Here is a 15161-nt window from a genome sequence, read left to right as displayed (position 1 = left end):
TGCGGGGGCCGGCTGCCGGAGGCCGACTCCAACCACCCCCCGGGGGGGGGGGGGTGGGGGCGGGCGGGGCCCCGCCGCGGGGGGGGGGGCGGGGCCGGCACCCGACGGCCTCAGGCGATGGCCGGGCGGTGGGGGTCGGCCCGCCAGGCGCTGACCGCCGAGGCGACGATGTCGTCGAGGTCGTGCTCGGCCCGCCACCCCAGGACCTCACCGATGCGCGTGGGGTCGCCGATGAGCTGGGGCGGGTCGCCTGCCCGCCGCGGGAGTTCCTCGGGGACGAGGTCCAGCCCGGTGGCCGCCACGACCTTGGAGACAACCTCCCGCACCGAGGAGCCGGTCCCGGTGCCCACGTTGAACACGTGCTCGCTCATGGCCTCACCGGCGGCCAGGTGGTCCAGGGCGGCGATGTGGGCCACCGCCAGGTCGTGAACGTGGATGTAGTCGCGGATGCAGGTGCCGTCGGGGGTCGGGTAGTCGGTCCCGAAGATCTTGGGGGTCTCGCCGCGGGCCAGGCGGTCGAGCACCATGGGGATGAGGTTGAGGGTGGCCATGTCACCCAGGTCGTCCCAGCCGGAACCGGCGACGTTGAAGTAGCGCAGGCCGGCCCAGCGCAGCCCCCAGGCGCGCTCGCAGTCCGCCATCATCCACTCACCGATCAGCTTGGTCTCCCCGTAGGGGTTGATGGGGCGGCAGTCGATGTCCTCGGGCACCACCTCGACCGGCGGCATGCCGTAGACGGCCGCGGAGGAGGAGAAGATCATCTGGTCGACCCCGGCAGCCTCCATGGCCAGGAGCATGGCGGCCAGCCCGCCGACGTTCTGCTCGTAGTACCAGGCGGGCCGAGCCACGGACTCGCCCACCTGCTTGCGGGCGGCGAAGTGGATGACCGCGCTGACGCGGTGGCGCTTCATCACGTCCGTGAGGTGCTCGGCGGCGCCCCCGGAGGCGACGTCGAGCTCGACGAGGGCGGCGCCCTGCACACGCTCGGCTGTGCCGTAGGACAGGTCGTCGACGACGACGACTTCCTGCCCCCGCTCGAGGAGAAGACGGACGACATGGGCGCCGATGTAGCCTGCGCCTCCGGCCACGAGAATACTCATGACCCCAGCCTACCCCCGGAATCGAACAGAACCGCACACAATCAAGCAGGGGCGCCTATGGCGGACGCCACACTGCTGGGCGCAGAGGCTGCGAGCCCCGTGGAGGTCAGCGGTGTTTCTCGACCACGGAGATCGAGGCAAAGGCCTGATCCCTAGACCCATACGATCAGCGCCCGCGGTGCCAGGCGTATCGGCAGCCTCATTCTCCCGAGTGACGCAGACGGGTCGACCGGCGACCATGGCGGTCGAAGGCGACCCTTCGGCCCGAACGGGGATCGATGATCGGGTCGCTGAGCCGATGCATGACGACGACCCACCCGACCACCACCGCCACACCGATGAGGAGCGCAACCCACGGACTGAGCCCGAAGGGCACCGGCTCACCCATCGTGACGTTGAGCAGTCCTCCCAGGCCGATGCCGGCGCCCACCCCCACAACCGCGAGGCCCGCCACGAACGCCACCCACATCCGGGGGCTCATGGAGAAGAGCAGCTGGATCAGGACGTTGTTCGACCTGGAGACTCGCGGCAACGTGACACCCTCATGGGCGGCGAGCTCGCGGGCATAGTCGCGCGGCGGGCCGAAGGTCTCGATGGGGTCCTCCCCGGACTCGGCCAGGTGGGACTCGGTCTCCGCGAGGACCTGGCCGACCCGGTCACCCGGCACGCCCAGCAGGCGGAGCTGGAGGATCAGTTCATCGACATAGGCGTCGGAGCCAGGGGATGCGTTGGGCTGCTTGTTCATGACTGGTCCTTGAGCAGATCGGTGAGGTTGGCGGCGAACGAATGCCATGTGGCGGTGCGCTCGGCGAGCTCGGCGCGGCCGGCGTCGGTGAGGGTGTAGTACTTGCGGCCCGGCCCGGAGCCCTCGGTGCGCCACTGGGCCTCAACGAGCGCCGCGTCTTCCAGGCGCCCGAGGATCGGGTAGAGGGTACCGCCCTTGACGGTGCCGAACCCCGCCTCGGTCAGCGACCGGGTGATCTCGTAACCGTAGGTCTCCTTGCGGGAGATGACCGCAAGCACCCCCAGCTCGAGGAAGCCCTTGAGCCACGTACTCGGGAAGGCGGCGACGTTCATGGAGCGATGGTGACACAAGTTAGATAGGAACGCAACCTATATAGGTTCACGATTTCCGGCTGGACGCAGTAGGCCGAGCGCATCTCTACGGCGGCGGCCGCCGGCCGCACGGTAGGCACTCTCTACTGGCACGGTGCCGACCGCGAGGCCCTGCTGTCCGGCGTCGTCGGATTGGGAGTCGAGGAGGTCAAGCCCGTGAGGTCGCCACCTAGCCGGTGAGGTCGCATCCCGGGCGAGCGACCTCACCGGCGATGTGGCCTGCGCCCCGCCGAGTCATATGTCCCGATCTCGAGGTGTCAAATGTCCCGATCTCGCAGAGGGGGTGGGACCGGACTGACGCACGAAACCCCGGAATCAACGACCGAGCCCCAGCGTCGCCCACCAACGGCGACTGCGAGGTCCCGCGCGCGGTCCCGCGCGATAGGCCCGCCCGCATCACCACCATCTCGTGGACCGACCCCGTCAACGCCCCCACCAGGCACTCACCGACCACCCACCACCGACCCCTGGGACTCGATCATCTAGCGCCGCGGCGCTCGCGCAGAGCAGCCCCCTTGGCGTGGGCGAGCGCGGCCAGGTCGGCCTGGAAGCGCAGCATGTCTTGGCGGACACGCGCCGCCTCCGGCCCCTGGCCCGCGCCCAGGATGCGGGCGGCGAGCAGGCCCGCGTTGCGGGCCCCGCCGATCGACACGGTGGCGACGGGCACCCCCGCGGGCATCTGGACGATGGACAGCAGGGAGTCCATCCCGTCGAGGTGCTTGAGGGGAACCGGCACGCCGATGACCGGCAGCTCGGTGACGGCGGCGAGCATGCCCGGCAGGTGGGCGGCTCCCCCGGCCCCGGCGATGATGACCCGCAGGCCCCGGCCGGCGGCGGCTCGCCCGTAGTCGATCATCTCCGTGGGCATCCGGTGGGCCGAGACGACGTCGGCCTCATAACCGATGCCGAACTCCTCAAGGGCGTCGGCCGCGGCGCTCATGGTCGGCCAGTCGGAGTCCGACCCCATGACGATGCCGACCTCGACCGGTCGGGGCTGGTCACTCATGCTCATCCTTTCGGTTCCCGGTGCGGCCGTTGCGCACCGGGCTGTGCGGGGCCGCTCCCGTGCCCACGCCGGCACCGCCCGCCCTGTCCCGGACCTCGGGCAGGGCGCTGCGCCGAACCGGCTCCGGCGTCATCGACCCCGCTCCTGGGGCTCGCCGCTGAGGACGGCCGCGACGGCGCGGGCGCGCGCGAGCGCCGCCTCCACGTCGGCGGGCCCGCCCGGTGAGACGGTGAGGTTGACGTGCCCGAGCTTGCGCCCCGGGCGCCAGGCCTTGCCGTAGAGGTGGATGCGCGCCTGCGGGTCGAGCGCCATCGCCTCGTCCAGTGCACGCGACCCGGGCTCCTGGGCGCCGCCGATCACGTTGACCATGACCGTGGCGGCCGCCGTGGGGGTAGTCGCGCCCAGGGGCAGGTCGAGGACCGCGCGCATGTGCTGGGCGAACTGGCTGGTCACCGAGCCGTCCTGGGTCCAGTGGCCGGAGTTGTGCGGACGCATGGCCAGCTCATTGACGGCCAGGCGCGTGCCGCCGGCCTCCTCGACGGCGAACATCTCGACGGCGAGCACGCCGGTGACCCCGAAGCGCTCGGCGACCGTGCGCCCGATCCGCTCCGCCTCGGCCATGGCATCGGCGGCCAGGCCCGGGGCGGGGACGACGACCTCGGCACACATGCCTCCCACCTGGAGGGTCTGCGCCACCGGCCAGACGGCGACCTGCCCACTGGGGCTGCGTGCCAGGAGCACCGCCAGCTCGCGGGTGAAGGGCACCGCCTGCTCGACCAGGAGACTCGTGACGGCGCCGCCTCCCAGACTTCCGCCCGCGCCCGCGCGATCCTGCGCCTGCCCGCCCGCGGCGTCGCCGACGCAGCCTTCCGTACCGTTCTCGGCGCACTCCTCCAGGGCGCGGGCGGCGGCGGTCTGGGCCAGCCAGGATGCGGCCGGAGGGGCGTCGAGCTGGTCGAGGTCATCGACGAGCAGCACGCCATGGCCGTCGTAGCCGCCCCTCGGGGTCTTGAGGACCACCGGCCAACCATGCTCGGCCGCGAAGGCCACGATGAGCCGACGCATCTGCGCGACCTCGCCGTCGACCTCCGCCCAGGCGGGCTGGGGCAGCCCGGCCTCGTCCATCGCCCGGCGCATGGCCAGCTTGTCGCGGGCCAGCTCGAGAGCCTCAGGTCCGGGCCGGACGGCAACACCCTCGGCCTCAAGGGCGCGCAGCAGCCGGTGGTCCTGGTGCTCGTGCTCGAAGGTCAGCGCCTCGGCGCGACCACCCGTCACCGTCCGCACCGCCCCAGGCGCCCCGGTGTCCGGGCCGGGCCGGTCCCGCCCCTCCAGGAGGGCTCGCACGGCGGCCTCGTCGTCGGCGGCCCCCACCGGTGCGTCGACGATGACCTGTCCGGTCGAGCCGTCGGAGGCCTCGACGAGGGCGCGCAGGTGGATACCCAGCGCGCTGGCCTCCTCGTGCATCATGCGGGCCAGCTGGCCGCCACCGATGACGGCAAGGATGGGTGCGCTCACGCCGCCAGGCTACCGCGCCCGTAGGCTGGGCGCCGTGCCCATCCCAGAAACCGCTGACGCGACCGAGCCCGCCAAGCCCGCCGGGTCCTCCCGCCCCCCTGAGCCCACCGGGCCAGCCGGTCCGCCCGCCCGCCCACGGGGCTCGGGGCCGGCGGCCTCCCTGGTGGCCCGTCTGCCCGAGCCCGCGCAGGTCCTGCTCGTATGGGCGGCCGCCACGCTCCTGTCCTTGACGGTCCTGCGCCTGGGCGCCGCCGACACGCCGACGACGGTGTGGGCGCAGGCGAGCCCGGGGTGGGCCGAGCACATCGCGTTCTGGGACTCGGGCTGGTACGAGCGCATCGACCGGGAGGGCTACCCCGCGGTGCTGCCCACGGACGACAACGGGGTCGTGGTCCAGAACGCCTGGGCCTTCATGCCGATGCTGCCCTACCTGGCCGCGGCCCTGGGGTGGACCGGATGGTCCTTCTACACCTGCGCCTCGGTCGTGGCCATTGCCGCCTCGGCAGGGGCTGCCCTCGTCAGCCACTGGTGGCTGGCCCCGCGCACGGGGCGCACCGCCTCCCTGTGGGCGGTGGCGCTGACGTGGAGCGCACCGTGCGCCGTCGTCCTCCAGCTGCCCTACGCCGAATCCCTCGGCCTGCTCCTGGCCGGAGCCGCCCTGGCCCTGGCGGGGCGGCGGTCGATGGTGCTGGCGGCCCCGGCCGCCGTGCTCGCAGCCTTTGCACGCCCCATCGGCGTCCCCCTGACCGCCGCCCTGGGGCTGTGGTGGCTGTGGGACCTCGCCTGCGCCCGCGGCTGGGTGCCGCCCGGGTGGCACCGGCGGCTGCTGCCCGGGCAGGAGCCACTGGACACCCCCTCCCGCCGCGGGCTCCTCGCGCTCACGGTCGCCTCGGGCGCCGCCGCCCTGGCCTGGCCCGCGATCGCCTGGGCGGTCACCGGGCGGGCCGACGCCTACACCGCCACCGAGACTGCCTGGCGGTACGGCTCCCTGGCGCCCTTCGTGCCGTGGTTCACCCGTTCGCAGTGGTGGGTCGGCGACCACCTCGGGGCCCTGCTGCTCCTGGGTGTGCTGGCCGTGGCGGTCCTGGCGCTGACAGCACCATCGCTGCGTCGCCTCGGCGCCCCGGCGTGGTTCTGGTGCGTGGGCTACACGCTCTACCTGCTCGCCTTCTTCGACCCGACGACCTCGGTCTTCCGCATCCTCATCCCACTGACCCCCGTGGCCTGGGCCCTGGCCGCGAGCGCCACGACCCGCAGGCGCGCCGCTCTGCTCGTCGCCTGCGTCGTGGGCCAGCTGTTCTGGGTCTCCTGGCTGTGGGACCTCGGATCGGTGTCGATCACCTGGGTCCCATGACCTCCGTGTACCGGCAGCACCCCACCGCCCTGAACCAGCCCTCACGCACCAGTCCGCCCATGGCGACCCAGATCCACCCGGGCGTGCGCCGGGCGGACCTGGAGCGGCCACGTGAGCGTGCGGCGACCCGGGCAGAGACGTAAGCAGTGACGTAAGCAGTGACCCGGGCAGTGGTCCCCCTGCCCCGCGCCCTGGCCCGCCGCTGCGGGCCGGTCCAGGCGAGCGCCCCATAGGATCGCAGCCGTGACTCAGCGACCCTCAACGCCGTCCGTGGCCACCGGCACTGGTGGCCACGCCGCCCCGGACCTCCCGAGCGCCGCCTCTGCGGCACCGGAGGGCCCCCCGACGGCGACCCGGAGACTCGTCGCGTGGATCCGTGAGTTTCTCCAGTTCGGGACGGTCGGAGGGATGGCCTTCGTTATTGACATCGGGCTGTTCAACATCGTCCAGCACGGCCCCCTGGCCTTCCTGGCGGGGCATCCCAACTCGGCGAACGTCTTCTCCGCCACGATCGCCACCCTCTTCTCCTGGACGGTCAACCGGCTGTGGACCTACCGAGGCAGGACACGCGACAACAGGACCAAGGAGGGTGTGCTCTTCGCCATCGGCAACCTCGGCGGGATCGCCATCGCGCAGTTCTGTCTGCTGTTCACCCACCACGTCCTGGGGCTGACCGGACCGCTGGCCGACAACATCGCCGCCTACGTCGTCGGCTTCGGCCTGGGCACGGCCTTCCGCTTCCTGTTCTACCACTACGTCGTGTTCACCGGCGCCTCCGGCCCGCAGGACCCCCAGGAAACCGAGTGACCCCGGGCGGGGCCGGGCCTGCGCCGGCGGGCCCGCCCGGGCCCGCGACCCTGCGGGTCGGCGACGTGCCGGATCACACATCGCAGGCGTGATCTCTGTTCTGTCCGCCCCTCATCTTTGTCCTTAGCCTAGGGCGGTGACCGCACTGACCACGGCGCTTGCCCCCGTTGGGGCGCTGCCCGCCGCACTGCCCGCCATGCCCGCACCCGCCCTCGGCCCGGAGTGGCTCGACCCGGCCAACATGATCATGACCTTCGTCGGATGGGTCGGCCCCTGGTCGGTCCTGGCCGTCATGCTCGTCATCTTCGCCGAGACCGGGCTGCTCATCGGCTTCTTCCTGCCCGGGGACTCCCTGCTGTTCACGCTGGGGATGTTCGTCCACATCGGTGAGAAGAGTCCTGCCGACGGTGTGCCGGTCAACATCTGGATCGTCTCGCTGCTCATGTGGGTCGCCGCGATCGTGGGTGACCAGACCGGATACGTCATCGGCAAGAAGGCCGGCCCCGCGATCTTCAACAAGCCCGACTCCCGCCTGTTCAAGCAGAAGTACGTCGATGAGACGCGGGACTTCTTCGAGCGCCACGGCGGCAAGGCCGTCACCCTGGCCCGCTTCGTGCCGATCGTGCGCACCTTCACCCCGGTCATGGCGGGGGTCGGCCAGATGAGCTACCGCCACTTCGTGTTCTACAACGTCCTGGGCGCCACCGTCTGGGCCTTCGCCCTGGTCTGGCTGGGCTACTTCCTGGGCGGAGTCACCTGGATCCAGCACAACATCGACTACATGATCCTGGGCATCGTCTTCGTGTCGGTCGCCCCGATGCTCGTCGCCTGGGGCCGTTCCAGGCTCTCGGCCAACAAGGCCAAGGCCGCCACCGAGGTCTGAACCGAGGCCCGAGCCGAGGCCAGAGCGAAGGGGGCGCGGGCGCGCGTCAGTCAGAAGCGCCGCCTGCGCCCCACGGAGACCAGCGCGCCCTGCGGCAGGACGTTGTTGGGGTCGAGGGACTTGGGGACGGCGTTGAGCAGGATGGAGAACACCGGCGGGCGGCGCTGGGACAGCTCGATGCGCCCGCCGTCGGCCTCGACGAGGTCCTTGGCCAGGGCCAGGCCGACGCCCGTGGACCCGTGGCCCGAGACGTGCCGCTCGAAGATGGTGGGGGCCAGGTCGTCGGGGACGCCGGGGCCCTCGTCGGCGACATCGACGAAGACCCCGTGTCCGCCGTTGGCCGAGCGCACGGACACGCTGGTCGTGCCCTCCCCGTAGCGCAGGGAATTCTCGATGACAGTGGCCAGCACCTGAGCCAGTGAGCCGGGGCTGGCCAGCACGGGCAGGCCGATCTCGTCGGTGAAGGTGATCGACCGGCCCGCCTCGGTGAAGGCCGGCGCCCACTCGTCGCGCTGGCGGGCGAAGATGTCGGAGAGGTTGAGGGCCTCCGTGGTGCCGCCCCCGGTGCGGCGCGAGATCTGCAGGAGGTCCTTGACGACCCCGGTCAGGCGCTCGACCTGCTCGATGCAGGCGCGGGCCTCCTCACGCACCTCGTCCTCACTGGTCATCAGCTCGATCTCCTCGAGCCGCAGGCTGAGCGAGGTCAGGGGCGTGCGCAGCTGGTGGGAGGCGTCCGAGGCGAACTGCCGCTCGGCTGCCAGGCGCCCGGCCACGCGCTCGGCGCTGCGCACGAGCTCGGCCTGGACCAGGTCGATCTCCTCGATGCCGCTGCGCCGCAGCCGGGGACGGACCTGACCGCTGCCGAGCTGCTCGGCCTCGGCGGCGAGGTAGATGAGGGGGGCTGAGATCCTGCGCGATACCTTGGCCGCCACGACATAGGCGGCCATGAGGGCCACACCGGTGAGCACGAAGACCATGAGGACGACCGTGAGCACGACCTCGAACCGGTCGTCGCTGTCCTGGGAGGTGGCGAAGGCCAGGCTCAGCCACGCCCCGCCCAGGGGCACGCCCAGGACGACCACGGCCACCACCACGGCGGCCATCGTCATCTCCATGGCCCGACGTCGCATCAGGACTCCCTTCTGCTGGTGCGGGACGGGGCGCCCACCGCACCGCTGAGGACGCCCGGCGCCCGGCGCGGGGTGTCACGGCCCGGGCCGGTGCCCGGGCCGCGCTCAGGCGTTGATGCGGTAGCCCCCGTCATCGGCGATGAGAAGCGTCGGGGCGTCGACGTCGTCACCGAGCTTGCGACGCACCCAGGTGGCGTGCATCTCCAGGGTCTGGAGGCTGCCGGTGGGGTCCTCGCCCCACACCTCCTTGAGGATGTCCTCGCTGGCCACGACCTGGCCCGCCCCGCGCACGAGGACGCGCAGGAGCTCGAACTCCCGGGTGGTCAGCTGGAGCTCGCGGGAGCCGATGAAGGCGCGGTGGGCGGCGACGTCGACGCGGATGTCTCCGGCGTGCAGCTCGTCCTCGGCCGCCTCGCCCGAGGCGCGGCGCACCTGGGCGCGCACGCGCGCCAGGAGCTCGGCCAGGCGGAAGGGCTTGGTGACGTAGTCGTCCGCCCCGGCGTCCAGGCCGACGACGAGGTCAGTGTCCTCACTGCGGGCGGTGAGCATGAGGATGGGGATGGTCAGTCCCCGGGCCCGCACCTGTCGCGCGACGTCGAGGCCGTCGATGTCGGGCAGGCCGAGGTCCAGGACGATGATGTCCGCACCGGACACCTCCTCCAGGGCGCCCTTGCCTGTGCCGTGGGCGCGGACCTCATATCCCTCTCGTCCGAAGGCGCGGGCGAGGGGCTCGGAGATGGCGGGGTCGTCTTCGACGAGGAGCACAGTTGTCACATCTCGGATCGTAGGCGACTGGGGCGCCCACCGCCATCCTCCTCCGGTCCGAGTTCGCCCAGCGGGACGCCGTGCGCGGCCTGCCGCCTCAGGCCCGGGCAAGGGACCAGGGCACGACGCTGCCCAGCCCCTTGGCGACGACCTCGTGACAGGGGCGCACGATGTAGCGCTCCGCCTCCGGACCTGTGCAGATGGCCATGGCCGTGGCCTCGTCCATCCGGATGCCCCCCGGCTCGGCGGTGTCGACAAGGCGGGAGGCGAGGTTGACCGGCGGGCCGAAGACGTCCCCGGAGCGCGAGACCACCCGGCCCTGGACGAGGCTGGCCCGCACGCGCATCGTGTCCGGACCGGACTGGAGCTCGTCGACCAGGGAGGTGACGACGTCGGCGGCGATGGTGACGTCGTCGGAGATGTACATGACCGCGTCGCCGATGGTCTTGACGACCCTGGCGCCCCGCGAGGTGACGACGTCCCGGGCGGTGACCTCGAAGTCCTCGAGCATCGCCGACAGCTCCGAGCGCCCCATCGTCTGGGCGCGCTGGGTGAAGGCCACGATGTCGACGAAGCCCAGGGAGCGGGTCAGCGGGTAGAGGTCGGGGCCCGCCTCTTCGCGGCCGCGGCCCGCGACCTCGGAGTCGGTGCGGCCGATGAGCGCCGCCAGGTGCCTGCGCCACACGTAGGTCAGCTGCCTGGACAGGGAACCGACCAGCTCGTCGATGTGGTCGAGGGCGACGAGCCGCGCGGAGGTGTCGTCGAGCTGGAGGCGCTGGGCGATGTCGGCCACGAGGGTCTCGAGCTGCCACAGGACGAGCCGGTCCATCGTGTAGGACTGGGCGCGCAGGATCTCCATGGCGCTGGAGGCGGCCAGGCCGCCCCCGGGCGCGTCGGCGGCCAGCTGCCCGTCGTCGTCCTCGTCAATAAGGTCGGCCACCTCGCGCAGCGCCGTGACGTCCTGCTCGGTGAAGCGCACCTCCTCGGGGGGCACGTCGGCAAAGCCCATGGCGCGCCAGAAGCGCTGCGCCAGGGCCAGGCTGGTGCCCGCCCTCTCGGCGACCTCGGCGAGGCACAGCGACGGGTCCCCGCCCAGCAGGAGGCGCTCATGGCCCGCGACGGTCGACCAGCTGAGGGCCTCGGTGGCGGGCCGGCCCGCCACCCCGACGGACTCGGTGCCTCTGGGCCCGGGCTCGTCAGACGTCGCATCTACTCTCACGCGCGCAAGAGTAGCGCACCTCACAGATCAAGGCTCGGCCTGTCCGGATCCACGACCTGGTTCTCAGGGTTCGGCAGTCGCCCGAGCCCCGGAAGGCGCCCGCGGGCCCGGCACACCGGAGCCGCTCAGTCGGCGGAGGCAGCGTCGAGACGGGTGTGGCCGACGTCGCCGGCCGTGATGACCACGTCCTCGGTGGCGCCGTCCTGAGCGGTGGTGCGCACGACCAGGCCGGGCCGCAGGTCGACGCCGGTGCCCAGCACCTCGCCGCCGGGGGTGCTCACGCGCAGCTCGGCGCCCAGGGAGGTGCAGGCGGCACGCAGCTCGGCGCCCAGTGCGCCGGCGTCCGGGTCGCCGCCCAGCGACTCCCAGCGGTCCAGGACCTCGACGAGCCGCCTGGCGACGGCGTGCAGGACCGCTCCCGCCGCCTCGTCGGGGTCAAGGCCCCCCAGCGGCGCACCCAGGCCCGTCAGTGAGGCCGCCCAGGGGACGGGCAGTGTCTGAGGGTCCTGGGCGACGTTGACGCCGATGCCCACGATGACCGCCGGCGCGTGCTCCCGGTCCGGCGGCGCCGTGGCAACGGCGGGCTGCCCCTGACCGGCGGGCAGGAGCTCGGCGAGCACCCCGGCGATCTTGCGGGTGTGCCCCCAGCCGGGCACAGGTGGGACGTCCTTGTCCGGCAGGACGACCACGTCATTGGGCCACTTGGTGCCTGTCGTCCATCCGGTGCCCTCCAGCCAGGGTGAGACGGCGCGGCTGACCGCGAGGCCGACGAGGAGGGGAAGCCAGGCGAGGCGCTCGGCGGGCACGAGGGGGCGCAGCACCACGGAGAAGGTCAGGGCCCCCGTGGGCGGGGTGGTCCAGGTGCGCTCGCCGCGGCCCCGCCCAGCGGTCTGGCTCAGCGCGCGCAGGGCGGACAGGTGCGGCCAGGCGGTGGCCGACTCGGGGTTGAGGCGCCCGTCGGGGCCCACCAGGGCGGCACGCAGGTCGGTGTTGGTCGACCCGGTGGTCTCGACGGTGACGAGGCGGTGCAGGGGCGAGGGTTCGGTGGTCGTCTCATCTGAGGTGCCCATCCACCGACCCTAGTGGATCGACACCGAGGAGGTCAGGGGCCGACTGGTCTCGGTGAGAGACTCCGGGGTCTCCGCCCGCCCCCTCGCGAGATCGGGACTAATGGCACCTCGAGATCGGGAGGTGGGTACCGGAGTCGGGTCGCCCAACCCGCCACCGCCGACCTCCTCGGAGTCGATCATCTAGGCTCGGTGCGTGATCCTCCTGGCATCGAAGTCCTCCGGCCGGCTCGCCACGCTGCGTGCGGCCGGCGTCCACCCCCTCGTTCGCGTCTCGACGGTCGACGAGCCCGGTGTTCTTGACGCCCTGGCCGCCGCGCACGCGGCCGCCGGGCGCCCGGCTCCCACCCCAGCGGAACAGGTCACCGAGCTCGCGCGAGCCAAGGCCCTCGACGTCGCCGCCACCGTGACCGACGAGGAGCGCGCGCAGTTCCCAGGGCTGGTCGTCGTGGGCTGCGACTCGATGCTGGAGCTCGACGACCAGACGGTGGGCAAGCCCGGCAGTCCATCGGCCGCACGGCAACGGTGGCTCGCCATGCGTGGTCGCAGCGGGGTCCTTCACTCCGGCCACGTCGTGGTGCGGGCCGCCGACGGCGCGGTGCGGGACGGGGTGTCCTCCACCCTGGTGCGCTTCGGGACGCCGACCGAGGCGGAGATCGACGCCTACGTCGCCTCCGGGGAGCCCGAGGGCTGCGCGGGGGCCTTCACCATCGACGGGCTGGGTGGCGCCTTCATCGACGGGATCGACGGCGACCCGCACGGCGTGGTCGGCATCTCCCTGCCGCTCATGCGCCGCCTTCTGGCCGAGCTGGGCCTGAGGTGGACGGATCTGTGGTCGGTGCGGGCCGAGATGACAGATTCCCAGGGCCGGTGATGTGAGTCCGGGAGCCTCCCCCTCGGCAAGGGGGCGGCCCGGGTCACGCCCCGGCGTCGCTCGTACCGAGCGCCGACATGATGGATGACAGGGCCACGAGCTGGTCGCGGCTCAGCCGATCGATGACGTGTCGGCGCACCCCCTCAAGATGGACGGGGGCGGCTCGACGCAGGAAGGCCAGGCCCTCCTCCGTCAACTCGCAGTGCACGCCGCGCTTGTCGTCGGCGCAGGCGGCGCGCAGGACATAGCCCTCCTTCTCCAGGCGTCCCACGGTGTGGGTCAGCCGCGAGCGGGAGTGCGCCATGGTCTCAGCCAGGACCGACATGCGCAGCCGGCGCTCGGGCGCCTCCGACAGGCGCACGAGGATCTCGTACTCATGCATGGAGATACCCTCGGCCGTCATCAGCTCCTGGTTGAGCCGGGTGGTCACCATGGTCGATGTCGTGACGAATGCGCGCCAGGCCGCCATCTCCACCGCGTCGAGCCGACGGGTACGGTCGGCGCGGGCCGCCTCGGCCGGGTCCTGGCCACAACCGTGACCGGCCGGGTCCTGCGAGTCCTGGCCGCAGCCCGTTGCCGGCTCCTGGCCGCAGCCCGACACGGACTCGGACACCTGTGCGCTCATCTCCACCCTCCTGCGCGTGCTCGTCGGCACGCACGCTCATTGTAGTAGTTCATCATGAAACTATCGGCCGTCCCACTCGTTTGAGACCGGGACCTCTCGGCCCGATCCGCCTGAGATGACGCGGTGCGAGACGCACCGCCCTCGCCGGGGACGGGACCGCTCAGGCGCGGGACACGAGCAGCACGCCGTCGGCGCTGAGGTCACCGGAGGCCCGGTCGACCTCAAGGCGGGCAGAGCCCGCCACCGGCACGGTCGCCGGCGCCAGGAACGTCAGGGCGAGGGTCCGCCTGGGAGGCACCAGTCCTGCGCTGAGGGCACCGAGGAGCAGCCCGTGCGCCACCACCTCATCGGCACCCGCGTTCAGGCCCGCACGCCGCGCCGCACCCGCGCTGGTGTGCACCTCGTTGTGGTCGCCGCTGGCATCGGCCCAGTCGAGCACCCGTTGATACGCCACGACGAGGGCGGGCCGGTCGCCGGGGATCTCGTCGGACGGGGACCTGGCCGTGCGCGTGCCTGGCGGAGCCACCTGCTGCTCGGCGCGACGGGGTGCGGAGGCCGCTCCCTCCGCACGGGCACTGGCGGGCAGCCGCTGGGCGAAGTCGTGGGTGACGAGAGCTCCTCCCGGCCAGGCGGCTCCCGCCTCGGGTGCGCCGAGCTCCAGCCGGACACGCAGCAGCTCCCACCCGCCCCGGGCGCCGCGGGACACGTGGACCGTGGGTCGGTCGGTGGCGACAGGCTGCGAGGACAACGCACGGTCACCGGCCCGAGCGTCGGCGCCGTCCTTCGCCCCCGCAAGGGGGACGGCGTGGGCCGCCTCGAGGCGGCAGCGACGGTGGACCACTCCGTCCCAGGAGGTGACCGCCCGATCAGCGGCGATGATTCCCAAGGAGTGGACCGCCGGCGCGATGAGCCCGGCGCCGCGCCGGGCGGCCGCTCCGCCCCGGGCACCGCTGTCCTCCATCACTGCGGCGAGGACCGCCGCGAGGTCGCCCACGCAGGCACGGCGAAGCCCCGCCGACGGGACGTCAGCGGGGCTCATGGTGCTCACAGCCGCGATGATAGCGTCTGCGGCATGGACCTCAACGGGTCTCGCGGTGCTCGGTGTGCTTGCCGCAGCGGGCGCAGAACTTGGAGATCGCAAGGCGGTCCGGCGTGTTCCTGCGGTTCTTCTTCGTGATGTAGTTGCGCTCCTTGCACTCCGAGCAGGCCAGAGTGATCTTGGGGCGGACGTCGGTGGACTTGCTGGCCACGTTGTGCTCCTTAGTTGATCCTCGAGCAGCAGGGTGGCGCCTTGCTCGAATGCCTAACGTAGCGGGGGAGGGACTCGAACCCTCGACCTCACGATTATGAGTCGTGCGCTCTAACCAGCTGAGCTACCTCGCCATATGAACACAATGGGGGCCGGTGGGCCCCCGCTGCGTCAGAGCCCCGAAAGGGAATCGAACCCTTGACCTTCTCCTTACCATGGAGACGCTCTGCCGACTGAGCTATCGGGGCAACGAGCGGAACTTTAGGATGAGCAGGATCGCTGTGGCAACCCCACCCCCCGTGTGCTCGCTCACTGCGGGGCCGGCCTCCGCGAAGACCGGTGGTCCCACCTCCTTCGAGGCAGTGACCGTGGCGGGTGAGGGATTCGAACCCCCGTAGCATTCCGCGGCTGATTTACAGTCAGCTCCCATTGGCCGCTCGGGCAACCCGCC

The 15161-nt window shown here is 72.1% G+C and carries 16 protein-coding genes and 3 tRNA genes; 4 read left to right on the top strand and 15 right to left on the bottom strand.

The annotated features are described in order from the left end of the window. Nucleotides 1-110: 110 nt before the first annotated feature. From galE to Q4C85_RS00300, 5 genes are all read right to left on the bottom strand, one after another. Nucleotides 111-1100, bottom strand: coding sequence for a UDP-glucose 4-epimerase GalE (galE, locus tag Q4C85_RS00320; protein ID WP_303138374.1), 990 nt, complete (start codon nucleotides 1098-1100; stop codon nucleotides 111-113). Between the two features lie 199 nt (nucleotides 1101-1299). After that, nucleotides 1300-1845, bottom strand: coding sequence for a hypothetical protein (locus Q4C85_RS00315; protein WP_303138372.1), 546 nt, complete (start codon nucleotides 1843-1845; stop codon nucleotides 1300-1302). After that, nucleotides 1842-2177, bottom strand: a complete 336-nt coding sequence (locus Q4C85_RS00310; protein ID WP_303138370.1) for a PadR family transcriptional regulator — start codon at nucleotides 2175-2177, stop codon at nucleotides 1842-1844. The genes Q4C85_RS00315 and Q4C85_RS00310 overlap by 4 nt, the downstream gene beginning before the upstream one ends. Nucleotides 2178-2694: 517 nt before the next feature. Next, on the bottom strand, nucleotides 2695-3228 hold the full coding sequence (gene purE / locus Q4C85_RS00305) for a 5-(carboxyamino)imidazole ribonucleotide mutase (protein ID WP_303138368.1): 534 nt from the start codon (nucleotides 3226-3228) through the stop codon (nucleotides 2695-2697). A gap of 123 nt (nucleotides 3229-3351) precedes the next feature. Continuing rightward, nucleotides 3352-4737 carry a 5-(carboxyamino)imidazole ribonucleotide synthase gene (locus Q4C85_RS00300; RefSeq protein ID WP_303138366.1) on the bottom strand — a complete coding sequence of 462 codons (1386 nt, stop codon included), beginning with the start codon at nucleotides 4735-4737 and terminating at the stop codon, nucleotides 3352-3354. Nucleotides 4738-4897: 160 nt separating this feature from the next. On the opposite strand from Q4C85_RS00300, the gene Q4C85_RS00295 reads away from it, so the two are divergent. The 3 genes from Q4C85_RS00295 to Q4C85_RS00285 all read left to right on the top strand — a co-directional run bounded on the left by Q4C85_RS00295 (nucleotide 4898) and on the right by Q4C85_RS00285 (nucleotide 7781). Then, nucleotides 4898-6091 (top strand): hypothetical protein, encoded by a 1194-nt coding sequence (locus Q4C85_RS00295; protein WP_303138735.1) that lies wholly within the window; start codon nucleotides 4898-4900, stop codon nucleotides 6089-6091. 372 nt (nucleotides 6092-6463) lie between these two features. After that, entirely contained in the window at nucleotides 6464-6898 is a 435-nt protein-coding gene (locus Q4C85_RS00290) for a GtrA family protein (protein WP_303138732.1), read from the top strand. Between the two features lie 136 nt (nucleotides 6899-7034). Beyond that, nucleotides 7035-7781 (top strand): VTT domain-containing protein, encoded by a 747-nt coding sequence (locus Q4C85_RS00285; RefSeq protein WP_303138363.1) that lies wholly within the window; start codon nucleotides 7035-7037, stop codon nucleotides 7779-7781. Nucleotides 7782-7831: 50 nt separating this feature from the next. Here Q4C85_RS00285 and Q4C85_RS00280 read toward each other — a convergent pair whose 3' ends face one another. The 4 genes from Q4C85_RS00280 to Q4C85_RS00265 form a co-directional block, all read right to left on the bottom strand. Next, entirely contained in the window at nucleotides 7832-8911 is a 1080-nt protein-coding gene (locus Q4C85_RS00280; protein WP_303138361.1) for a sensor histidine kinase KdpD, read from the bottom strand. A gap of 105 nt (nucleotides 8912-9016) precedes the next feature. Next, nucleotides 9017-9685, bottom strand: a complete 669-nt coding sequence (locus Q4C85_RS00275) for a response regulator transcription factor (protein WP_303138360.1) — start codon at nucleotides 9683-9685, stop codon at nucleotides 9017-9019. Nucleotides 9686-9773: 88 nt separating this feature from the next. Then, complete coding sequence (locus tag Q4C85_RS00270) at nucleotides 9774-10838, bottom strand: adenylate/guanylate cyclase domain-containing protein (protein WP_303138730.1); 1065 nt, start codon at nucleotides 10836-10838, stop codon at nucleotides 9774-9776. A 182-nt stretch (nucleotides 10839-11020) separates the two neighbouring features. Continuing rightward, nucleotides 11021-11965: a biotin--[acetyl-CoA-carboxylase] ligase gene (locus Q4C85_RS00265; protein WP_303138359.1), complete on the bottom strand. Its 945-nt coding sequence runs from the start codon at nucleotides 11963-11965 to the stop codon at nucleotides 11021-11023. A gap of 193 nt (nucleotides 11966-12158) precedes the next feature. Here Q4C85_RS00265 and Q4C85_RS00260 point away from each other — a divergent pair, with 193 nt between their 5' ends. Beyond that, nucleotides 12159-12836, top strand: a complete 678-nt coding sequence (locus Q4C85_RS00260) for a nucleoside triphosphate pyrophosphatase (RefSeq protein WP_303138357.1) — start codon at nucleotides 12159-12161, stop codon at nucleotides 12834-12836. A 43-nt stretch (nucleotides 12837-12879) separates the two neighbouring features. Here the strand turns inward: Q4C85_RS00260 and Q4C85_RS00255 are convergent, their stop codons facing one another. The 6 genes from Q4C85_RS00255 to Q4C85_RS00230 all read right to left on the bottom strand — a co-directional run bounded on the left by Q4C85_RS00255 (nucleotide 12880) and on the right by Q4C85_RS00230 (nucleotide 15161). After that, on the bottom strand, nucleotides 12880-13461 hold the full coding sequence (locus Q4C85_RS00255; RefSeq protein WP_303138355.1) for a MarR family winged helix-turn-helix transcriptional regulator: 582 nt from the start codon (nucleotides 13459-13461) through the stop codon (nucleotides 12880-12882). A gap of 160 nt (nucleotides 13462-13621) precedes the next feature. Beyond that, nucleotides 13622-14509 (bottom strand): hypothetical protein, encoded by an 888-nt coding sequence (locus Q4C85_RS00250; protein ID WP_368501388.1) that lies wholly within the window; start codon nucleotides 14507-14509, stop codon nucleotides 13622-13624. Nucleotides 14510-14540: 31 nt separating this feature from the next. Continuing rightward, the gene (rpmG, locus tag Q4C85_RS00245) at nucleotides 14541-14711 is read right to left on the bottom strand and encodes a 50S ribosomal protein L33 (RefSeq protein WP_303138353.1); all 171 of its coding nucleotides are present in this window, start codon (nucleotides 14709-14711) and stop codon (nucleotides 14541-14543) included. Between the two features lie 59 nt (nucleotides 14712-14770). Beyond that, a tRNA-Met gene (locus tag Q4C85_RS00240) sits at nucleotides 14771-14844 on the bottom strand. Between the two features lie 41 nt (nucleotides 14845-14885). Further along, nucleotides 14886-14958: transfer RNA gene (locus Q4C85_RS00235), tRNA-Thr, on the bottom strand. A 121-nt stretch (nucleotides 14959-15079) separates the two neighbouring features. Further along, nucleotides 15080-15161: transfer RNA gene (locus tag Q4C85_RS00230), tRNA-Tyr, on the bottom strand.

The sequence above is a fragment of the Actinomyces sp. genome (assembly GCF_030524025.1).
GTDB lineage: Bacteria > Actinomycetota > Actinomycetes > Actinomycetales > Actinomycetaceae > Actinomyces.
The sequence above is the reverse complement of the archived record's forward strand: the minus strand, read 5'-3'. Positions and strand labels throughout refer to the sequence as shown.